At 68.3% G+C, this 20,266-nt stretch carries 17 protein-coding genes and 3 pseudogenes; 6 read left to right on the top strand and 14 right to left on the bottom strand.

The features are described 5' to 3' along the window. Positions 1-45: 45 nt before the first annotated feature. Complete coding sequence (locus P2L57_RS09460; protein ID WP_372515665.1) at positions 46-324, bottom strand: transposase; 279 nt, start codon at positions 322-324, stop codon at positions 46-48. Positions 325-495: 171 nt separating this feature from the next. On the opposite strand from P2L57_RS09460, the gene P2L57_RS09455 reads away from it, so the two are divergent. Together P2L57_RS09455 and P2L57_RS09450 are read left to right on the top strand one after the other, a co-directional pair. After that, a complete protein-coding gene (locus P2L57_RS09455; protein WP_372515664.1) occupies positions 496-1,398 on the top strand; it encodes an RNA polymerase sigma-70 factor in 903 nt (300 codons plus the stop codon). Then, entirely contained in the window at positions 1,386-1,844 is a 459-nt protein-coding gene (locus P2L57_RS09450) for an SRPBCC family protein (protein WP_275811381.1), read from the top strand. Before P2L57_RS09455 ends, P2L57_RS09450 begins: the two co-directional genes overlap by 13 nt. A gap of 1,032 nt (positions 1,845-2,876) precedes the next feature. Here the strand turns inward: P2L57_RS09450 and P2L57_RS09445 are convergent. The 6 genes and pseudogenes from P2L57_RS09445 to P2L57_RS09420 all read right to left on the bottom strand — a co-directional run bounded on the left by P2L57_RS09445 (position 2,877) and on the right by P2L57_RS09420 (position 8,853). Then, positions 2,877-3,677: an SH3 domain-containing protein gene (locus P2L57_RS09445; protein WP_275811379.1), complete on the bottom strand. Its 801-nt coding sequence runs from the start codon at positions 3,675-3,677 to the stop codon at positions 2,877-2,879. A 510-nt stretch (positions 3,678-4,187) separates the two neighbouring features. Continuing rightward, complete coding sequence (locus P2L57_RS09440) at positions 4,188-4,391, bottom strand: dienelactone hydrolase family protein (protein WP_275811377.1); 204 nt, start codon at positions 4,389-4,391, stop codon at positions 4,188-4,190. Next, entirely contained in the window at positions 4,391-4,939 is a 549-nt protein-coding gene (locus P2L57_RS09435; protein WP_275811375.1) for a dienelactone hydrolase family protein, read from the bottom strand. The genes P2L57_RS09440 and P2L57_RS09435 overlap by 1 nt, the downstream gene beginning before the upstream one ends. 135 nt (positions 4,940-5,074) lie before the next feature. Next, a pseudogene (locus P2L57_RS09430) lies at positions 5,075-5,773 on the bottom strand (SDR family NAD(P)-dependent oxidoreductase). A 33-nt stretch (positions 5,774-5,806) separates the two neighbouring features. Then, complete coding sequence (locus P2L57_RS09425) at positions 5,807-8,383, bottom strand: DUF6185 family protein (RefSeq protein ID WP_275811371.1); 2,577 nt, start codon at positions 8,381-8,383, stop codon at positions 5,807-5,809. Positions 8,384-8,406: 23 nt separating this feature from the next. After that, positions 8,407-8,853 carry a hypothetical protein gene (locus P2L57_RS09420; RefSeq protein ID WP_275811368.1) on the bottom strand — a complete coding sequence of 149 codons (447 nt, stop codon included), beginning with the start codon at positions 8,851-8,853 and terminating at the stop codon, positions 8,407-8,409. Between the two features lie 468 nt (positions 8,854-9,321). On the opposite strand from P2L57_RS09420, the gene P2L57_RS09415 reads away from it, so the two are divergent. Both P2L57_RS09415 and P2L57_RS09410 read left to right on the top strand, forming a co-directional pair. Next, entirely contained in the window at positions 9,322-9,558 is a 237-nt protein-coding gene (locus P2L57_RS09415; RefSeq protein ID WP_275811365.1) for a hypothetical protein, read from the top strand. Positions 9,559-9,775: 217 nt separating this feature from the next. Next, positions 9,776-10,159, top strand: a complete 384-nt coding sequence (locus P2L57_RS09410; RefSeq protein ID WP_275811362.1) for an SH3 domain-containing protein — start codon at positions 9,776-9,778, stop codon at positions 10,157-10,159. 115 nt (positions 10,160-10,274) lie between these two features. Here P2L57_RS09410 and P2L57_RS09405 read toward each other — a convergent pair whose 3' ends face one another. Together P2L57_RS09405 and P2L57_RS09400 are read right to left on the bottom strand one after the other, a co-directional pair. After that, positions 10,275-11,084 (bottom strand): VC0807 family protein, encoded by an 810-nt coding sequence (locus P2L57_RS09405; protein ID WP_275811360.1) that lies wholly within the window; start codon positions 11,082-11,084, stop codon positions 10,275-10,277. A gap of 228 nt (positions 11,085-11,312) precedes the next feature. Then, on the bottom strand, positions 11,313-12,416 hold the full coding sequence (locus P2L57_RS09400; RefSeq protein ID WP_275811356.1) for a sugar ABC transporter substrate-binding protein: 1,104 nt from the start codon (positions 12,414-12,416) through the stop codon (positions 11,313-11,315). Positions 12,417-13,212: 796 nt separating this feature from the next. Between P2L57_RS09400 and P2L57_RS09395 the strand changes: the two genes are divergently transcribed. Next, positions 13,213-13,608, top strand: a complete 396-nt coding sequence (locus P2L57_RS09395) for a hypothetical protein (protein WP_275811354.1) — start codon at positions 13,213-13,215, stop codon at positions 13,606-13,608. Positions 13,609-13,630: 22 nt separating this feature from the next. Here P2L57_RS09395 and amaB read toward each other — a convergent pair whose 3' ends face one another. The 5 genes and pseudogenes from amaB to P2L57_RS09370 form a co-directional block, all read right to left on the bottom strand. Beyond that, the gene (gene amaB, locus P2L57_RS09390; RefSeq protein ID WP_275811351.1) at positions 13,631-15,178 is read right to left on the bottom strand and encodes an L-piperidine-6-carboxylate dehydrogenase; all 1,548 of its coding nucleotides are present in this window, start codon (positions 15,176-15,178) and stop codon (positions 13,631-13,633) included. Positions 15,179-15,225: 47 nt separating this feature from the next. After that, positions 15,226-16,437 (bottom strand): NAD(P)/FAD-dependent oxidoreductase, encoded by a 1,212-nt coding sequence (locus tag P2L57_RS09385; protein ID WP_275811348.1) that lies wholly within the window; start codon positions 16,435-16,437, stop codon positions 15,226-15,228. Positions 16,438-16,506: 69 nt separating this feature from the next. Then, complete coding sequence (locus tag P2L57_RS09380; RefSeq protein ID WP_275811345.1) at positions 16,507-18,390, bottom strand: transketolase; 1,884 nt, start codon at positions 18,388-18,390, stop codon at positions 16,507-16,509. 123 nt (positions 18,391-18,513) lie between these two features. Next, positions 18,514-18,752 (bottom strand): annotated as a pseudogene (locus tag P2L57_RS09375) (aldehyde dehydrogenase family protein); the annotation flags it as partial. 18 nt (positions 18,753-18,770) lie between these two features. After that, positions 18,771-19,262: pseudogene (locus P2L57_RS09370) on the bottom strand (AMP-binding protein); the annotation flags it as partial. 587 nt (positions 19,263-19,849) lie between these two features. On the opposite strand from P2L57_RS09370, the gene P2L57_RS09365 reads away from it, so the two are divergent. Then, positions 19,850-20,191, top strand: a complete 342-nt coding sequence (locus P2L57_RS09365) for a histone-like nucleoid-structuring protein Lsr2 (protein ID WP_275811343.1) — start codon at positions 19,850-19,852, stop codon at positions 20,189-20,191. Positions 20,192-20,266: the final 75 nt, after the last annotated feature.

Here is a 20,266-nt window from a genome sequence, read left to right as displayed (position 1 = left end):
GACGATAGCTCGGTTCTTGCGGCACTGGTAGAACCCGTAGCACGATCATGGTTGATGGTTCCTGAGGTGTCGCCAGCAGGTCTGTCCGGAGCCGAACCCGGTTTTCAGCGGCAGAAGTTGCCAGGCGATGTCGTTGTAGAGGACGTACAGGATGCCTTGCAGGCAGTGCCGGGCCGCCACCGGCCGAGGGCCGGGCGCCCTCTGCGGCCGCGGCGCACCCCGGCGCCGGCGGCGGTCGGGGCAGCGGCCGAGGCATCCGAGCGAGCGAGCCTGCGGAGGTGGGTGAGGATGCGTCAGTTCTTCAGGTCGGCGACATCGGCCCACTGGCCCCACACCGATGTGGGGTCGGTGGGTGGCCTGGTTTTCGCCGAGTGTGGCTGACAGTTCGCTCGCTGTGTGGTGCGCGTCACTGGCGATGACGTCACGGTTTCGGGCTGTGCGGTGTCTACACGGTGATCAAGGTTCGCGTAGGAGGGTGATGGACATGCGGGGTGGGTGTTGAGCGAGGGGCGGGTCTTCGCCGAGTGTCGGGCGCTGCTGTTCACGATCGCCTACGAGATTCTCGGTAGCGCGGCCGACGCCGAGGACGTCGTGCAGGACAGCTATATCCGGTGGCACGCTGTGAGTCGGGAACATGTCGAGCATCCGCGTGCCTATCTGGTGCGCACGGTCACTCGGCAGGCGTTGAACCATCTGCGCGCGGTGCGGCGGCGCCGAGAGGATTACGTCGGGCCCTGGCTTCCCGAGCCGGTCCGCACCGGGCCGGACGTGAGCGAGGACGCCGTGCTCGCGGAGTCGGTGTCCATGGCGATGCTGCTGGTCCTGGAGACGCTGAGCCCGGATGAGCGCGCGGTGTTCGTACTGCGCGAGGTGTTCGGCTACTCGCATCGTGAGATCGCTGACTTGGTCGGTAAGACCGAGACCGCGGTGCGGCAGATCGCGCACCGTGCGCGCGAGCACGTGCGATCGCGGCGCAGGCGCTTCCACCACGACCCACGCGCGGCGCAGGAGGTGGTCGGCCAGTTCCTGGAAGCGGCCGGCACTGGCGACGTCACGGCCCTGATGAGCCTGATGGCGCCGGGGGTGGTCCACATCTCCGACGGCGGGGGCCGGGTCACCGCCGCCCGCCGCCCGGTCAGGGGGCGCGAGAACGTCGCACGGTTCATCGCCGGGGTCGCCAGGACCAGCGGGCCCGGCGCCTGGTTCGAGTTCACGAGCTACAACGCCTTGCCCGCAGTGCTGTTCCGCGAGGGCAATCGGCTCGACTCCGTGCTGATCTTCGAGATCGCCGACACCTTGATCCACGGCATGTACGCCGTGCGCAATCCCGACAAGCTGGGCGCGGCCATCGCTCCGCGCCCACTGGCCAGGAGAAAGGACGAGACATGGAGACCGTGACGGTGCGACGTGTCATCGCAGCGCCGATCGCCGACGTATTCGATTGGTGCGCCACAACCACCAACTACACCCGCTCGCCGTTCGTCCTCAGGGCACGATTGGCCCGGCCGGGCGCAGGCGCGCCCTACGGAGTGGGCGCTGTCCGGCTGCACACGTGGCTCATCGGCTGGTTCCGCGAACGGATCACTGTGTACAACCCGCCGCACGACTTCGACTACGTCGTCGAACGCAGCCTCCCGCCAGCTCGGCACGAGCTGGGCCGCATGACCTTCACCGAAGTCGCCGAGGGCACCCAAGTCGTCTGGACGACTACCTTCCAGGTCCCTTTCCCCTTCGGTGAGGCCGCGACCCGCGTACTCGTCGGACCCGTCATCGCCCACGTCTTCGGCAAGATCCTCCACGCCGCTGACACAGCACTCACAGCTAACCCAGCCAGCCACACCTGACGTTGTGGGTGCCGATAAATACGTCCGCGCGGCAGGTCAGGCGGTCGTATGCGGGTGTGGGGGAGCCGGGCAAGTTCGATGAGCGCGGCGATCGGCTTGTCGATCGGCAGGCGGCCGGTCTGATACGGGTACGTCCACTTCTTCGTCACCAGCCTGCGGTGCCACCGCGTGACCGTGTCGGGTGTGACCAGACGGTGCTGTCGCAGCACCCTGGGGAGCGGTCGGACCAGTGCGGCGGGGTACGCGCGGTCGGTCCAGGCCAAGCATGGCTTTGGGTTCGTGCGGCGTAGCACGGTGGCCTCGTGACGCGGTGTCAGTGACTCGATGTCCTTGGATGCGGAGGATCGGCCGAGGAGAACAGACCAGCACCACCTGTGAGAGCCCATGGGAAGGCTCGGGGCGAGGTGGGAAGGAGCACAAGGGGGGTGTGGACGGAGCAGAAGGGGGGTGTGGTTGTTGGCCAGGTGAAGACCGTCGCCGCTCCGGGGCCTGCATGCTGAAGGTGCGCACTGCTGTGATTGTGGCCGTCGCCGGTGCGAGGGCCGCCGCACCAGCGAGGGCCGCGCGAGCGCAGACGACCGTGGTCGAAGCGTCCCTTGCCGCTTCCGCGGCTGCCCGGTGACTTGTTGTTCGTTGCGGGGCGGGGCCTAACTCGGCCCCGCTCCGCGTCGTGTGATCCGTTGTGTTGTGGTGTTATGGCTTTGACGTTGCCGGTCCAGTCCTGGTCGAGGTCCCTCGGTTCCTCCCTCCAGGGGTTCAGGCTCGTGCCGTGCGGTAGAACGCATCGGCCCCGTATGTGGATTTTGGCCCCACAGCCGTGGGCGAGTCAGCCGTCCAACGCCGCGTGCGTCAGGGGCGCGCTCGATGTGCAGGTACTCGTTGGACCAGGTCCGTGATACGGCGCGTCGAGTTCCTAACGCACGGGCTCGGAGGGGCGGACATGGCTCTGGCGGCCACTGGCAGGAACCAGCCGGCGCCGGCATTGTGCGGTCCTGGAAGCCCAGTCGGCTGTCGCTGCGGCTTGATGTTGTGTCAGCTGTGGCCGTGGTGCCCGTGCTCGCCGTTACCGTGCCCGCCGTGCTCGTGGTTGCCTTGCCCGTGCTCGTTGTGGTCGAGGCACCAGTCCGGGGCCCGTCCGACGTTGCGGATGTAGCGGGCGGCGGACCAGCCGTGTGTCTTGTCGGCCAGCTTGTACCAACGTGGGTTGCCGTTGATCCATTCGCCGTTCACCTTGCAGCGGATGGTGACGAGGGAGCCTTCGGGGTTGAGGCCGATGATGTGGCTGTGGGTGGTCGGCTGTTTGCGTACGTTGAGGCCGCCGTGGGCGATGATGCGGCCCTGGAAGTAGTGATGCTGGTTGTGGTTGGGCTGGTTACGGCGGTCGTTGCGGTCGAGGCACCAGTCCGGGGCTGGCCCGACGTTGCGGATGTAGCGGGCGGCGGACCAGCCGTGTGTCTTGTCGGCCAGCATGTACCAGCGTGGGTTGCCGTTGATCCATTCGCCGTTCACCTTGCAGCGGATGGTGACGAGGGAGCCTTCGGGGTTGAGGCCGATGATGTGGCTGTGGGTGGTGGGCTGTTTGCGTACGTTGAGGCCGCCGTGGGCGATGATGCGGCCCTGGAAGTGGTGATGCCCGTTGTGGTCGGGCTGGTGATGGCGGCCGTCGTGGTCGCGGTGGTCGCCGTGGTGTTGGTGCTGGTTGTGGGGGTCGTGGTGGGCGGTGTTCGCCGGGGCGGGGTGTTCTTGCGCGGCCGCGGGGGCAACGGAGGCGGCGGCGAGGATCGCGCTTGCGGCGGCGAGAGTAATCTTGATGTGCTGTGCATACGGAGACATCTGCTCACTCCTGAGGGGCAAGGGCCGGGAAGGTGCTGGGGCTGCCCGGCCTTCGAAGAAACAGAGATGTGATTCATATCGATGTAGTGCGTAACAGACTGTTTGTCGCAACCAGACTGTTGTGCGCCTGACGCTAGATTCGTTAGCCAGCGCTTCAAAGAAGGCGCTGTGTGATAGGCGGATTAATCACCCGTGTGCGGCGTCCCTGCAGGTCAGGGCCTGGCAGGTCGGAGCCTCGTTTGGTGGTCAGGGCTCTGACGGGTGTCAAAGCTCCGGTCAGGCTGTTGATCTGGGCGCTTGGTGCGGCGGGCTCGTGATGACCGGCCCAAGCCGGGTTGCGTCCACGGAGGTGGTGTAAGGGCGGCGGCGAGGATCAGCTACCGTCAGGTCAGCGGCGGTGACGAAGCCATCATGCCCGGGAACCGGCCCGCACCGACGGTCGGGCAGGTCCGGTGTCTGTCGAATTGCCGGCATGCCGGGCTGGGGGCGCCGGCTGTCGTGACGGCGCCCTCACGCTGGTGTACGGCGACTGACGTACCGCTCCAGCACCGCCAGCGTCCGCTGCCAGGAGTCCTCGGCCGCCTCGGCGTCGTACGCCTCCTGCCGCTGCTCGTTGAAGAAGCCGTGACCGGCGTCGGGGTACGTCACCTGCTCGTGCGCGACCCTCGCGGCCTTGAGCTGATCACCGATCCGGTGCCATTCGTCGAGCGACATCACGTAGTCGTTCGCGCCGAAGAAGCCCAGCAGGAACCGGCGTTGGAGGCGATTTCCGCGCCCCGCCTGATCGGGGCGCCCGGCTCGGCCAGTGGGAGCCCACCGTCCAGCAACCAGCCTCCGTAGTAGCTGACCACCAGGTCGAACGGCATCGAGGTGGCGGCGAGCACCGCGAGGTGCCCGCCGAGGCTGAAGCCGAGCGCGGCGATCCCGCCGCCACCTGCGTGCCGCACGGCCAGGATTCGCGCCGCAGTGAGGTCCTCGATGACCTTCTCCCGCCGCAGGCCGCGCATCAGCTCCATCGCCCGAGCACGTGACTCCTCGTCGAACGCGAAATCCGGCCCTTCGCCCGTGCGCGCATAGAAGTCCGGGCACACGACGGCGTACGCCTCGTCGGCCAGCCGCTGTGCGACGCTGCGGAGTTGGTCGTCGACGCCGAACATCTCTCCGGCGAGGACCACCGCCCCATGAGGCTCGCCCACGTCCGGAAGCACCGAATACGCCTTCGGCCACGCTCCGTCCGTCAGCCGGACCCACTCAGCCGTCATCACGTCGCCCTCACGCAATTGACTCTGAGCACACCTCAAGCGTGGCCGGATTACCGGGAATTCCCCCGTCGGGCCGCTGCGGTCAGCATGATGTCGCGGGCCAAGGGCCGCGCCGCTGGAGGTGGTCCCGGATGCTCACAGTCGCGGAGGTGAGGCGCCGTTGAGGTCGGGGATCGCGCCGGACGCCCAAGTCGCCTCGGCTGATGCCGGGTAGACCACGGCGGCGGCGACCTCCTCAGGTGCCGACCCTGCCGAACGGGCTCTGGCCGCGCAGCGTGTCGCCCGAAACCCCGGCGGTCAGTGTTACCCGGCCAGGGGCATGCGCCCGAGGACTCGCTCGGTGGCGATGAAGCCGGGAGCCACCGAGGTCACCGAAATTCCGTGGGGTGCCAGCGCCATGGCCAGAGACTGACCTCAGGCATGCAGCGCTGCTTTGCGCGCCCCGTACGCAGGACGGTCCGGCTCACCGCGGAACGCGCCGCGGGAACCGATGTTCACGATCCAGCCGGGCGTGCCGCGGTCGATGAGATGACGTGCGACGCAGTAGCTCAGATTCGCCGCGCCGAGCAGGTTCACGTCGACCATCTGCCGCCAGATCCGCTGCCAGTCCGTATACGACGCCTCGGCCACGCGGTGCTGGTTGGGTTCCGACGTGGCGATGGGCGCGTTGTTGACCAGCACGTCAAGACCGCCCAATGCGGCTGCTGCGAAGTCCGCGATCCGTTGTGCCTCGTCGGGATCGCTCAGATCGCCGCCCCTGCGCCGAGGTGAGCCTGGGTCGCTCCACGAATCTCCGAGGAGCGACCCTGGCGTGCGGCCCGGAGAACTGACCACGTGTGTCTTGGCCTTGGATTCGCCCCGCTGGGCTCACGGCTTCATCACCCGGCTGTCCGTACCGACGAAGAACTTCAGGATCGTCAGCACCGCGACCAGCTGCATCAGCACCCAGGCGACCTGCGCCGAGAACCCCCGCATCTGGTAGATCGAGAGCAGCAGCCCGAAGCGGCTGGGCCAGAAGCGGCGTTCGGTGCGGAAGGTGTCCGCGTCCATGGCGAGGCTGGTGAGAGTCAGTACCAGAAGCATTATGACGATGGAAAAACCCGCGTGGTCGACATCCTGGTCGGTCACAAGACTGCCCAGGATGCCCAGGATGATCAGCAGGGTGTAGGCGACCACCAGGGCCAGAGCGCGCGACGGACCGCGGCGTCCCGGCAGCAGGCGCCAGAGCGCTCCCAGCACCAGGCCCGCGCCCGCGAAGGTGAGCTCCCAGGACACGAACGTCCACACCATGTCGGGTGCGCCGAAGAAGAGTTGTCTTGTGCGCATCCACTGCTGCTGCGACGCGTAGGACAACCAGACGATGACGACGCTGCCGGGAAGGCCGAAGGCGGCCGCCAGAAGCGCGGCTCGCCGTGCGTTGTCCCACCACTTGGTATAGGGCCCCCAGCTCAGGGCGACATCCACGACCGTGACTTTGCTGGGCAGCCAGGGCCTTGGGGTATTGCCGGCTCCGGTCACCGGCCGCCAGCGGTGCAGCTGGTTGAGTTCCTTCTCCACCGCGGGCCGGGTGACCGGGCCCTCACCGCGCCCCTGGCCCAGGTCGCGCAACGTGGCGATCAGCTCCCGGTAGCACCGAGCCCGCGCGATCAGATCGTTGCGCCCCGCCTCGGTGATCGCTTCGCTCAGAGGTGGGGCGGCGTCGTATCCCTCCAGGTGTTGTGCGAGCACCGCCCATCGCTGTCCCACGGCCAGTAGGGCGGTCAGCGCGGCGATGTCCAGTACCAGCCACAGGCTGGCGAGTACCTGGCTGCCCGCATAGGAGCCCTGGCGATAGGCCACCACGATGGCGAAGAAGACGGCGAGCAGCAGGCAGTCCAACTTGTTGGGGCTCGCGTAGGGGACGGGGAGCCCGAAGTCCCGGGCCCGCAGTAGCGCCAGGATCGCGAATCCCGTAAGTACCCATGTGTGGGAGTAGCACCAAGTTGGGATCTGGTAGGCGAAGGACGTCAGGCCTTGGCTGAGGTAGACCAGATGCCGCGAGTGGTACACCGGTGCGGTGCGGTCGCTCAGCCAGCTGATGCGCTGCCAGCGGCGCTCGTCGGCCCACAGCGCCCAGCCCAAAAGCAGCAGGGTGGCCACGGTCACCGCTGGTCCGATCCGGCTCAGCCGCAGAGGGTGCGAGGGTGAGCGTAGAAGTCCGCCGTCACTCGCGAACAGTCGGACCCACAGGATCAGGCCGGTCAGCCACAGCCACAGCATCGCCGCCGCCGTCACCAACAGCATGGCGACGGCGGAGGCGGGCGGGCTTTTGGCCGGAACGAACTGCGGGGGAAGCCCGAACAGGGACGGTAGCGCGACTGCCAGCCCTCCGACCACCGCCACCAGCGAGGCGGCCAGCAGCACCGGCCTCCTCGGGCGGGCGGAGGCCGTAAGAGCCCAGCCGACCAGCAGACCGATCAGGATCGGCCAGCGTTGCTCATAGCCCAGCCAGCGCGGAGTGCCGATCGTCGCCCTGGTCGTGTCGAGGATCGTCTTGTACAGCAGCAGAATCACCAGGCCCATGACGGCATTGACCAGGCCCCACCGCAGGAGGGCGTTGCCGCTGCTGAACTCCAGCTCGGTGGCCCGCTGGCCGTCGGCGGGCTGGCGCCGGGCCCGCAGCGCAGCGATCACGACAACGGCTGAGGTGCCCACCCACCAGGTGGCCTCCCCGGCCGCGTTGACGACCAGCCACGGCTCGCTGTTCGTACTCGTCGCCGCCCAGGCGCGCTCCCAGGGGGGAACCATCTGCACCGTCACCATCTGGCTGGGGCCCCTGGGCTGCCCGAGCCCGTCCCACACCAGGGTTCCGTTGCTGTCTTCCGAGGGCCGTGGAGACACCTTGAAGGCGTTCAGACCACCCAGGTCGATCTGGATCTTGTCCCAGAGGGCGCGCTGCAGCGCTGTCGGCGGGGCGAGGGCCAGCTGCCATCGCCCTTTGCGCACATCAATCGCCCACGGACCCACATTGAAGTGGCCGCCGTGGTCGAACCAGAAGAGCGCGTCGTACTGGACCTTGACCCGGGATGACTCCTCGGTCACCTGGGGGCTGTGCATACGCCACTCATCGGCGCGGACGTACTGGGTGCTCTGCTGTTCCCGCAGCAGGCAGCGCATCGCGTGCAGGTACGCGTCGGAATCCTCGCTGAGCAACAAGTCGTTGGCATACGGCCAGGTCGTGGGCACCTGGACGGTCATGCGTCCCGAGGCGCCCACGACGGCCTGGTCATGGGCGACGAGACGCAGATCGGCGTCCGTTTCGGCTTTGACGAGCTGCTCCGCATGGCAGCCAGCGGCCGGGGTTTCGGCATGGACGGGCCATGCGCCCCACCACGCCGGGCTCACCAGCAGCAGAGCGACGCACCATCTCCAGCAGGGTACCGCTGCCCTGATACCTCGTCGCATGTGGGCCGGTGTGAAGGGCGATCTCAACGCACTTTGCTCTGGCTTCCGGGACACCCACTGACCGGATTGCACTGCAGGATCACCTGGTAGGCGTGACTTTCGACCTTCTCGCCGCCGGTGCTGCCGGGGTTCTTCACGAACCGCCACTGGGAGGGCTTGGAGTGTTTGGTGGTACCTGCCTTCTCGACCTGGACTTGGAGCGTGCGCGCGCCGGTGTCGTGCGTCTCGACCAGGACCTCGTCGGCGGCGAGGGGGAAATGGTCGTGCAGCAGGCACAGGCCGAAACGGTCGAGGTTTCCATGCTTTTCCAGCACCGCCACGAGATCGCGCACGAACTCGCTGTCCTGCGGGCCCAGACCTTCGGCCTCCTCGAAACGAGGTAGCGCTCGCCCGGCGATCGTCCGGTTCTGCATAGCTGACTCCAACATGTCGCCCGAGTGGTAGAAGGAGCGTAATAGGTAGATATGCACCTGGAATATGAGGCACGGCCGGGAGTGCCGCCCTTCCCCTCGTCGCCGACGCCTCCTCACCCATACAGGTGTACGGTCGGCCACCAGCGTGATCGGTGCGACCTCGATGACGCGACCGTCACCCTCAAGGAAGCCGTCCGCCGGGATACTCGGCGAGCCCGGTCCCGCCCGACAGGCAGTCAGGGAAGGAGTGCCTTTCCGCGCCAGTTCGCCCGGGGCCGGCGTCCTCCAGCGGGGCCTACCGCTCCTCCGCCAGTACCGGAGCGTTCAGTCAAGTGCGCTCGATCGGGGCCGAGTTGGGCTGGCCGGGTGGGCGGGTGGCGCACATCAGAACAACCTGCTCAACACCGGACCCAAGGGCCTGGACTACGCGGTATCCAGCTGGACGAGGCCAGGGTCGCGCCCACCAGCACCGTCGGCGGAGTGACCATCACGTCGATCGGAGCCCCACCGGCCAACGGAACCCGCATGTGCAAGCAAGGCCACCGGACCGGCCTCACCTGCGGCATAAAGCTGGGCACCCACGGAATCTGGTTCACCCACCTCATCTGGACCGACGGCGGTGACTCCGGCTCGCCTGTCGTCGACGGCCAGACGCTGGTCGGCAACGCCTGGGGCGCCCAGCACAGTTCGCCGATCCTGAGCATCATCGACGAGATGAACGCCAACGGAGGAGTCGGCGCGGGCTTCCACCTCGCGACCTGAACCGCTCCGGGAGTTCCCGGCTCTGCTTCGCCTTCATGTCAGAAGATCCGCGAGCAGCACATGCGGACCGCCGTCGCCGGATCCTCCTGTGGCTCAAATCCACTGCGCTGCTTGAGGGGGCGCAACCTTCCCGCAGTGTCGCGTGTCATACAGGACCTAGGGGCCGTTACGGCTCTATCCGGGAAGGTTTCTCATTCAGCGAAGTAGGGGGATGAACATGTACACAACTGGCGTACGCCGCGTCGCCGCGGCGGGCATGGCCGCGATGCTGGCGGGTGCGGTGGCTCTGACCGCCGCCTCGTCGGCCGTGGCCACGACCGTGCCCACCAGCTCGACCCATCAGGCACCGTCCGCCGTCAAGGCCGCGGAGCCGACGGGAAGGGTGGTCTCCAGGATCAACCTGTCGATCCGCGAACAACCGACCGCCAACTCGAAGTTCCTCGGTTCGGTCCGCCCCGGCACGGTGATCGCACTGCACTGCAAGAAGGTCGGCCAGAACGTTGACGGCAACCACCTGTGGTACCTCCTCGGCGCGCACAAGCCCGGTTATGTGAGCGCGCGTTACGTCAAGAACCTGGCTGCGGTGCCCTACTGCAAGTAGCGGGCCGCTTTCGGCAACACCGCACCGTCTGGGGGCGTGTTGTGTTGTCCGGGCTCCTGCGATGGGTCGACCGCCCATCGCAGGACGCTCGTGTGTGGACCGTGCGCCCGATCCGCTACGTGGCGCGGCGGCGCCGCGCGCGGCGGGCGTAACGGACGGACCAGACGCCCACCGCGGCCAGGACCATCGGTTCGATCAGCTGGCCCACGCCCGCTGTGACGGTGATCGGCAGTGCGTAGACCAGCGCCAGCCGCACCGCCGATTCCACCAGAAGTACGGTTCCCCAGACGGCCGTCTGCACGGTGTGGGCTCGTCGTGCGGTATCGGGTTCACTTGCCCGCTGAGGGAGCCGTATCCGGTCGCTGAGCAGCCTGATCGCCGGGCGGCCGACGGCACAGCTGCAGAGGAAGACCAGCCCGGCGAGCGCGCTGGTGGCAGGGTCCCGGGCGAGGAGCAGCCGTTCGTCATGTGCCAGGAGCGTGATGGTCAGCATGACCACGTAGCTGCCGAGGACAAAGGCCGCGATGACATCAGGTTTTCGATCGCGCACGGCGGTGCCCACCACACGCGCGGTGGCGACCGCGGTGGCGATCAGCAGCGAGGCGCGCATGCTCAGCCCCGACCCCTGCGCGCCGTAGAACGTCGCGGGCGCGAGGCCGACATCGAGCGCCAGGGCCAGCCGCGAGGGTCGGTGGAGACCAGGCCGGGGTAACGGATCCGCGGTGTCGGGCGCAGGCTCGGGGGCCCGCGGCGTCAGCTGTAGATGTCGTGGCCGCCTGGAGAGCGCGGTACCGCGACCGGGCGGCTGGCCCCGCCCTGCGACATACATGCTGAACACCGGGAAGTCCGGCGTGGCAGCAATGGGCCCACCGCTTCGCGACTCGGTCGCGGTGGACGGGGCGTGGTGTCGCTCGGTGGATGGCATCGGGGCACACTCCTCACCTCAGCACGGCGGCGGACCGTGCGCTGTCCCGGTTTGCGAACTACTCAGGACGCTAGTCACCAGGCCGGAGAAGTCGTTCCACCCAGGGGTGGAACCCCGGGTGGAGTTCCGCGGTGCCGGGTGGAGGCGCCTCTCCACCCTGGGGGTGAGAAGTGCGGTGCGGCCGAGCTCCCGGGGGGCCGGAGGCTCGGCCGCGCTGAGCGGCAGGTGTTACTTCAGACCGATCTTGACGCAGTCGGTCGCGTACTGCTCGGTGCAGATCTGGTCAACGGTGTAGAGGCCATCGGCGATGACCGTCTGTCTTATGTTCCTGCTGTCCATGATGGTGGTGGCCACCAGCTTCGCCGGAATGTTCTTGTTGGTGGCGCTGCTCACCCGGCTGTCGGCCACCACGACGGGCTGGTTGGTGGCCAGTTCGATCGCCATCTGCGCCGCGGTGTTCGCCTCCACCGCGTATGGCTTGTAGATGGTGAAGGACTGCAGACCGGCCACGATCCGCTGGGCCGCGTCCAGTTGTGCGTCCTGGCCGCTGATCGGAGGCAGCGGGCTGACATGAGAGGTGAGCAGGGCGCTGACGACTCCGGCCGCCATGCCGTCATTGGCCGAGTAGACGGCGGCGATGTTGGCCTTGCCCAGCCGGGTGATCGCGCTGACGACTTCCTTGTTCGCCTCGGTCGCCTGCCAGCCGGTGGTGTCGTACTCGGCGGCGATCCTGACCTTGCCGTTCAGGACGCTGTGCGCACCGGCCTTGTACTGGGCCGCGTTCGGGTCGGCGCTGTCGCCGTTGATCATGACGATCGGAGTGCTCGGGGTGGCCTTGCTGCCCAGGGCGTCCAGCAGGCCCTGAGCCTGCTGCTTGCCGACCTGGGTGTTGTCAAAGGAGACGTACCCGTCGATGGGCCCTTGCGAGAGACGGTCGTACGAGATGATCTTGATGCCCTTGGCATGTGCCTTCTCGACCGACGGCTGGATCGCCTTGTAGTCGACCGGGTCGAGGATGATGACCTTGTCGCCGTCGTTGATCAGTGTGTCGAGCTGCGCTTCCTGGGTGTTGGCGTTCTGGGTGGCGTTCTCGTAGTCGATCTGGCATTTCGGGCAGAGCGCGCGGAGCCTCTGCTGGATCTGCGGTCGGTCGACCGCCTCGTAGCGGGTGGTCTGGTTCTCCGGGAGTGCCAGACCGATCCGGAAGCCCTGGCTGACGTCCGCCGCGCTCGGCTTGGCGGCGTCGCCTGCCTTTTTGCCGCACGCCGTCATGCTGAGCGTTATGGACACTGCCGCGGTCGCGATGACGGCGCGACGCAGAGTGGTGTTCACGAGGGGTACCTCCCTGACAGGGCCGCGATGGTGCGGCCGAGGTGGAGGTGAGTAGAACTCCGGTAACTGCATGTAGTCAAGAAGTAAATGCTTAACGAGATGGCAACGTTGCGATTTGTTATCAAGGCGAAGTCAAGTGCCGTCCGGCTCCTTTGTCTGGCAGTTGCCATTGGCATCGGGGCGACGGACGGCATGTCTGGTGCCGAGCGCCAGTGGAATCGATCAAGTCGCGGATATTTTCCGGGACATGGCGATGGTTTCAACACGTCGGCGGCGTTGCCGCGTCGACGGGTGACGTGATTACGCCGGGCGGCGTCAGTCGCCGGCTGGCTGACGTCGGCGTGCTGGAATCCTGGTGGCTTACGGTAAACGGCCGTGCCGTCGTGGTCCGGTGGGTTTTCCGGCGTGGCGGCAGGCGCGGATCAGCGGACCATGGCTTCGGCTCGGAATGCGATACCGGCGCATGCCACCCCCTCCGCGGCTTCTCGCGAGATGGGGGACGGTACCACGCGAACCCCCGCGGTGCTGACCGGGGTCCGCATGGCGGTCCGCCGGGTTGCTCGGGCCTTCGATAATCGATCATGATGGTGCAGCGGTGATTGCGCTCTCGCGCAATTTGGCGTGCACGGGTCAACATTTGGTGTGGATCAACTTCCGGGTTTGTGTGGGGCCTGCTCCACGCACTACGGCGTGCACCCCGGCGTGCTCTCGAACGTCATGGCCCAGAAAGCCGCCGATTGATCCTAATTTAGGGAATCGGGCACATCTGCCCGGTGCGGTCCGGGACGATGGCAGCATGAGCGATCAGGACTTCTTGGCGCGTACCGAGCGGTTCGCGCGTCATCTTGCCGAACTCGGACGTCGTTTGGACAAAGAGTCGTTTGCGCTGCTGCTGCGCATCTTGGGCGGCGTGAACGAAGCTTTGGTGCAACACTCACGGAGTGTCGATATTCCCTTTGAACCGGGCGACAAGGAGTTGTTCACCTCCGAGTTGGGCCGGGAATTGGAAACGCTGATGGACCTGCTCGGCCCGCGCGGCATGCGCATGGTTGTCGACGTGGACGAATCGGCAGGTGGGGGCGGTGTCGGCGGCTTCGACGGGCCGCCGAGAGGACTGCTGGCGCTGGCGGAACGGCAGCGCGACCGGCGCGAGGTCGAAGCCATTGTCCGGGCCAGCGGAATGGAACTCTGACGACGTGGCGGCTTTGCCGTCCCTAGAGGAAGGCGACGCCCTGGGCCAGCGGCAGTTCGGCCGAGTAGTTGACGGTGTTCGTAGCGCGCCGCATATACGCCCGCCATGCGTCGGAGCCGGATTCCCGGCCACCGCCGGTCGCCTTCTCTCCACCGAACGCTCCGCCGATTTCCGCGCCGGAGGTGCCGATGTTCACGTTCGCGATACCGCAGTCGGAGCCGTCGACGGCCAAGAAGCGCTCCGCCTCCCTCTGGTCGCGGGTGAAGATACTGGAGGACAGGCCCTGCGGAACATCGTTGTGCAAGACGATGGCCTCCTCGAAGGTGCGGTAGGTGAGCACATAGAGGATCGGGGCGAATGTCTCCGCTCGTACGATCTCGGTCTGGGTGGGCATCCGGACCACGGCCGGTGTGACATAGCGGGCCTGCGGAGCCTCGTCCCGCAGCCGTGGTTCGCCGCCGGTCAGCAGCTTTCCGCCGTCGGCCCGCGCGCGTTCGAGCGCCTGGGTCATCGCCTCGTAGGCCTGCGCGTCGATCAGCGGTCCGACGAGGGTGGCGGCCGCGAAGGGGTCGCCGACCGGCAGCCGGTGACAGGCGTGGACGATCATGTCCACCAGTTGGTCGGCGACGTCCTCGTGGACGATGAGGCGGCGCAGCGTGGTGCACCGCTGGCCCGCCGTTCCGGCGGCGGAGAAGACGATGCCGCGTACCGCCAGGTCGAGGTCTGCCGACGGTGCCACAACCGCCCCGTTGTTGCCGCCCAGTTCGAGGACGCAGCGGCCGAAGCGCGCGGCGACACGCGGTGCGACCTCGCGGCCCATACGCACCGAACCGGTGGCGCTGACCAGGGCCACCCGGGCATCGTCGACAAGGCGCTCGCCGGTGGCGCGGTCGCCCAGGACGAGCTGGTGCACACCGGCGGGCATACCGGTGTCGGCAGCCGCCCGGGCGAGCAGCGCGTCGCAGGCGACCGCGGTCAGCGGTGTGCGCTCGGACGGCTTCCACACCACGGTGTCGCCGCACACCAGGGCCACGGCGGTGTTCCACGCCCACACCGCCACCGGGAAGTTGAAGGCGGAGACGACCCCGACGACACCCAGCGGATGCCAGCACTCGGTCAGCCGGTGACCGGGCCGCTCCGACGGCATGGTGCGCCCGTAGAGCTGACGGGACAGCCCGACGGCGAAGTCGCAGATGTCGATCATCTCCTGCACTTCGCCCAGCGCTTCGGAGCGGATCTTCCCCGCTTCGAGGGTGATCAGATCGGCCAAGTCCCCTTTGTGCTCGACGAGTAGCTCACCCAGGCGTTTGACGAGCCGACCGCGCTGCGGCGCGGGAGTGGTGCGCCAGGTGCTGAACGTCGCGTGCGCGGTGGTGACCGCCGAGTCGATCTGGTCAGGTCCGGCGCACGGCAGGAAGAAGAGCGTACCGCCGGTGACCGGGGTGCGGCAGACCAGATCACCACTGTCGCCCTCGGCGGGCGGCTCGGCGCCGCAGCGATTGAGACTCTTGGCGGCCAGAATGCGCAAGGCGTCGGTGTCGGGCAGCGCCGCGGTGTACGGGTCGGTCACGGATGCGCCTCCTCGGCTGGCGTCCGGTCGTCCCGTCGGACGCGGTGTCAGATGATGGTGGTTTCCGGGCGGGTGGCGCTGGTCGTGAACCGGGTGGCGGCCAGTGGCGCCACATCGATGAACGGGGTCCGGTGCAGGAAGAGATCACGGATGATCTCCCCAACGGCGGGGGCCTGAAGAAAACCATGGCCGGAGAAGCCGGTGGCGTAAAGGAATCCGCGTACATCGGGCGCCTCGCCGATCAGCGCATTGCGGTCCGGCGTCATCTCGTACAGCCCCGCCCAGCCGCCGGTGATGTCCACCCCGGCTAGCTCCGGCGCACGTCGGGCCGCCGCCGCACGGAACAGCGGCAGCCAGTCGAGGGTGAAGGACCGGTCGAACCCGGGCGGCTGCCGCGGATCCGATATGCCCAGCAGCAGGCCCTGGCGACCGTCGTTGTGGAAGTACAGGGTGGAGCCGAAGTCGAGCGTGCACGGAATGCGCGGCGGAGCCTGCCGCAGTGGCCCGGTGAAGGCGATCTGCCGCCGCAACGGTGTGACCGGTAGCCGCACCCCGGCCATCTCCCCGACGCGGCCGGACCAGGCGCCCGCCGGGCAGACGGCCGCAGGGGTGCGCACCGTTCCGTACGGGGTGCGCACCGCGGTCACGACCCCGTCGGCGGTGTCGATTCCGGTCACCGCGCAGTCGCCCCGCACGGCGACGCCGAGGCGGACCGCCGCCGCGAGGTATCCGGCCACCGCCGCACGCGGCAGCGCGTAGCCGTCGGCAGGCGAGTAGGCGGCGGCGACCACCGCCTTCGGATCGAGGTACGGGCACAACTCGTGGGCCTCGCGCGGGGTGATGACGCGGCTCGGTACTCCCAGGGCGTTCTGCACCGCGACGCTGTCCTCGAAGAAGGCCACCTCGTCGGCGTCGCCGAGGAGGAAGAGGTAGCCAACGCTGTCCCATCCGACGTCGTTGCCGGGGCGTTCGGCGAAGTGGCGGAACGCCGCGATACCGCGCTGGCCGAGCCGGATGTCGAGCGGATCGGTGAACTGCGCCCGCACGCCGCCGATCGGCTTGCCGGACGAGCCGCTTCCGGGCCGGGCACGGTCGAGCACCAGCACATCGCGTACCCCCGCCTCGGCCAGATGGAAGGCGACGCCGGCCCCGACCACCCCGGCTCCGATGACCACGACCGCGGCGTCACCGGGCGGCGGAACGGATTCGGGAACGGCGGGGAAGTCCTGACCGGCGGTGGAATCCATTCCGTTCGTCATGGCCTCTCCAGTCTCCGCGCCGGTGTGGCGCGACGGCAGACGCTCAGTGCGGACCCGCCCGGCCCTGGATCAGCCGCCCAGCAACCGCCGGGCGGCCGCGGTGATGTGGGTACGGGAGATACCGGCGGTGTCCAGCAGTTCGGCGGGCGTACCCGAGGCGGGCATGTCCCGTACGGCCAGATGCGCGAAGCGGGGGATGGTGGCGCGGTCGGCGAGTGCGTGCAGTACGGCCTCACCGATGCCGCCTTCGGGGTGGTGGTCCTCGGCGACCACCAGCGCTCCGGTCTGCTCGGCAGCGGTGGCCAACGTATCGGCGTCGATCGGCTTGACCGAGTACAGATCGATCACCCGGGCGTGGATGCCGTCGGCCGCGAGCGTGTCGGCCGCCGCCAGGCACTCGTGCAGCGTCACTCCGGCGCCGATGAGCGTGACCTGGTCGTCGGCGCCGGACCGCGGTGTCTTGGACCCGCCGACCGGGAACGTCTCCTGCGGGGGGTACAACACCGGATAGGCACCGCGGGTGGTGCGCAGATAGGAGATCCCCTCCAGGTCGGCCATGGTGGCGGTGAGGCTGGCGGTCGTGGTGGCATCGCTCGGATAGAACACCGTCGAGTTGTGCACGGCCCGCATCATCGCGATGTCCTCCAGGCCCATCTGCGAGGGGCCGTCCGCGCCGATCTCCACACCGCAGTGCGAACCGCACAGCGCCAGCCGGGCCCGGGAGATGGCGGCCATCCGGATGAAGTCGTGCGCGCGGGTGAGGAAGGCGGCGAACGTGGCCGCGTACGGGCGCCAACCGCGTACCGAAAGGCCGACCGCGGTGGCCAGCATCTGCTGCTCGGCGATGAAGGACTGGACGTAGCGGCCCGGATAGGCCGCGGCGAACTCCTCCGCGTGGGTGGAGTTGCCCACCTCGGCGTCGAGCGCCACCACCTCCGGGTGAGCGCCCATCGCCGCGAGCGCCTTGCCGTAGGCGGACCGGGTGGCCACCTTCTCGCCGGGTTCGAACTGCGGCAACCGCACCGGCTGGGGCGCCGGGCGGGGCGGCGCCTGGTACGGCCGCGGCCCCGGACCCCTCACGGTCAGGTGGCGTACTCCGCCGAGTTCGCCGATCGCCCGCTCGGCCATGTCGGGGGGCAGCGGTTTGCCGTGCCAGCCCTCGGCGTCCTCCACCTCGCTGAAGCCGCGGCCCTTGATGGTCCTGGCCAGGATGACCGTGGGGTGCCCGGTGTGGGAGGCGTACTCGAACGCCTTGTCGACGGCCGCGACATCGTGGCCCTCGACAGTCAGCGCCGTGCAGCCGAAGGCCTCCACCCGGTTGGCGTAGGCCTCCAGGTCCCAGCCGAGCTCGGTGGGGCCGCGCTGGCCGAGCCGGTTCACATCGACGATCGCGGTGAGGTTGTCCAGTCCGTAGCGGCCCGCCTTGTCCAGCGCCTCCCAGATGGATCCCTCGGTCATCTCGCTGTCCCCGCACAGCACCCAGACGCGGTAGGGCGCGTGCTCCAGCTTCCGGCCCGACAGCGCCACACCGATGCCGTAAGGCAGTCCCTGGCCCAGCGAGCCGGTGGCGACGTCGACCCACGGCAGCACCGGGGTGGGATGCCCCTCCAGGCGCGATCCCGCGCGGCGGTAGCCGGTCAGCAGTTCCTCCTCGCTGACCACGCCGGCCGCCTTGAACATCGCGTACAGCAGGGGCGAGGCATGCCCCTTGGAGAAGATCAGGTGGTCGTTGCCGGGGTCGTCGGGCCGCTGCCAGTCATAGTGCAGATGGCGGGCGAGCAGCACCGCCATCAGGTCGGCGGCGGACATGCTCGACGTCGGATGTCCGGAACCGGCGGAGGTACTCGCCCGTACCGAGTCGATCCGCAACTGCTGGGCGAGTTCGAAGACATCCGTCAGGTCGGAGTGGGGTCCGACCGTCCCGGTGGGTCCGTTGGGCGAAGCGGCAGTCATGGACGTTCCTCGGATCGTGGAGCTCTGCTCGGGGTCGGGCGCCGTTGCGGCCGTGCACGATCTCATCGCGCGAGCTGACGGCAGGCGCCCATTGCTCCGTAAGGGGGCGTGGCCGCCGCGGACTCACGCCGCTGACCCGGTGTGGTGCATGACGTGCTTGGTATGGGTGTACCCCTCCAGCCCGTACAGGGCCAGGTCCTTGCCGTAGCCGGAGTGCTTGAAGCCGCCACGGGGCATCTCCGAGGGGAACGCGAAATGCGTGTTGCCCCAGACGCAGCCGTAGTCCAGACGCAGCCGTAGTCCAGACGCTGGGTGAGGCGCATGGCGCGGGCGTGGTCGGTGGTCCACACGGAAGACGCGAGACCCCGTTTCGATTCGCCGGTGGAGCCGGAGGTCTGAGTGAAGACCCATGCGGCGTCGTACGGGCCGCCGCCGTCCTGCGCCGTCTGTGGGGCGTCGCACCGCACCACGTCCTCGAAGCCGAGGTGCGGTGTGGTGCCACCGCACACCGTGATCACCTTCCGTGCCGCGCGGTCCAGCGGTGGCCCGGACAGGAGCGCGGCCAGCGGGGCGGTGGTGACCACCACCGCGGGCTCGCGCTCCCTGAGTCGGGCCAGGAGTTCCGGCTTCTTGAGTTGTGGATCCAGCGCCTGCACGGTGGCCCGAAGTGCGGCGGTGCCGAAATAACTCACCATGAACTCAGGGCTGTTGGGCAGCACGATGGGCACGAGATCGCCGGCTGCGACCCCGAGGCGGCGTAGCCCGCGTCCGAATCCCCATATCGGCGCAGCGAGTTCGGCATAGCTGAGACGGAGATCGCCGTAGGCGATGGCCATGCCGTCCGGGTTGGTCGGGACGGTCCGGCGCAGCATGCCGTCGATCACCGTTTCCCTCCCTTCCGCGCAGCGCCGTCAGCCGGATGCCGTGGTGCTGCCGGACCCCTCGCTCTCCCGTAGCCGCAAGTGGGTGATGACATAGTGCTCGACGCCACTGACCCGGTGAATGGCCTGTGCTTCCTGCTGGTGCCTTCGCCGATGTCGGGATGCTCGCCGCCGCCATCCAACTCGGCCTGGGCGGCGGCCCTCCGATGGAGCGCCCGTCCGCCACTAGCCCCGGCGCAACATCGCACGCGCGGCGGTGTTCGATTTCACCTGCCGCCAGGCCTCGCTGCGGCCGCTGGACGGTGATTTCGAGCGTCTGCCGCGCGTCGTCGGCGGCGACCCGTCGGCCACCGAGCGCTTTCTCGGGGGCTGGTCGGCAGCCGCGGCATCGAGGAATTCCTGGCGCTCGCCAACCCGGCCGCCGACGGAGTCCAACCGGCCCGGCGAATTCATGAGTAGGGCCCGGAGTTACGGGCATCCTATGAATGATGTCGGGAGGTTTGCAGAAGCCGGGGAGCAGCTGATCGCGTCTCCTGTAGCATCCGTCATCCATCAGTCGTACCAAGCTGGAGAAACTCGTGGCACAAAAGGTTCAGGTCCTTCTCGTCGACGACCTCGACGGCGGCGAGGCAGACGAGACGGTGACGTTCGCGCTGGACGGCAAGTCCTACGAGATCGACCTCACCACCGCCAACGCAGAGAAACTCCGCAGCTCCCTTGCGGATTTCGTGAAGTCGGGCCGCCGGGCCGGTGGGCGGGCCGCCGCCGGACGCGGCAAGGCACGACCGGTGGTCGGCGGAGCGCAGGACACCGCCAAGATTCGCGCGTGGGCCAAGGAGAACGGCTACAACGTGAACGAGCGCGGCCGGGTTCCCGCCGAAATCCGCGAGGCCTACGAAGCGGCCACCGCGGGCGCGTAATCGGCGGGCCATGTTACGGGGTTCGCGGCGCACGGGTTGACTGGAGCCGCGAACTCGCCGCCATGAATGTCTGCT

The organism is Streptantibioticus ferralitis (assembly GCF_029223525.1).
GTDB classification, from domain to species: Bacteria; Actinomycetota; Actinomycetes; order Streptomycetales; family Streptomycetaceae; genus Streptantibioticus_A; species Streptantibioticus_A ferralitis.
Note: the sequence above shows the minus strand (reverse complement) of the source record. Positions and strands in the feature narration are given on the sequence as shown.

What these genes read in the sequence shown, in the direction of transcription:
- P2L57_RS09440 (WP_275811377.1), bottom strand. Translation starts at nt 4,391, where the DNA reads ATGTCGCTCGACGAATGGCACCGGATCGGTGATCAGCTCAAGGCCGCG.
- P2L57_RS09425 (WP_275811371.1), bottom strand. Translation starts at nt 8,383, where the DNA reads ATGCGACGAGGTATCAGGGCAGCGGTACCCTGCTGGAGATGGTGCGTC.
- P2L57_RS09405 (WP_275811360.1), bottom strand. Translation starts at nt 11,084, where the DNA reads ATGCCATCCACCGAGCGACACCACGCCCCGTCCACCGCGACCGAGTCG.
- P2L57_RS09435 (WP_275811375.1), bottom strand. Translation starts at nt 4,939, where the DNA reads ATGACGGCTGAGTGGGTCCGGCTGACGGACGGAGCGTGGCCGAAGGCG.
- P2L57_RS09380 (WP_275811345.1), bottom strand. Translation starts at nt 18,390, where the DNA reads ATGACTGCCGCTTCGCCCAACGGACCCACCGGGACGGTCGGACCCCAC.
- P2L57_RS09415 (WP_275811365.1), top strand. Translation starts at nt 9,322, where the DNA reads ATGTGCAAGCAAGGCCACCGGACCGGCCTCACCTGCGGCATAAAGCTG.
- P2L57_RS09395 (WP_275811354.1), top strand. Translation starts at nt 13,213, where the DNA reads ATGAGCGATCAGGACTTCTTGGCGCGTACCGAGCGGTTCGCGCGTCAT.
- P2L57_RS09410 (WP_275811362.1), top strand. Translation starts at nt 9,776, where the DNA reads ATGTACACAACTGGCGTACGCCGCGTCGCCGCGGCGGGCATGGCCGCG.
- P2L57_RS09450 (WP_275811381.1), top strand. Translation starts at nt 1,386, where the DNA reads ATGGAGACCGTGACGGTGCGACGTGTCATCGCAGCGCCGATCGCCGAC.
- P2L57_RS09445 (WP_275811379.1), bottom strand. Translation starts at nt 3,677, where the DNA reads ATGTCTCCGTATGCACAGCACATCAAGATTACTCTCGCCGCCGCAAGC.
- P2L57_RS09385 (WP_275811348.1), bottom strand. Translation starts at nt 16,437, where the DNA reads ATGACGAACGGAATGGATTCCACCGCCGGTCAGGACTTCCCCGCCGTT.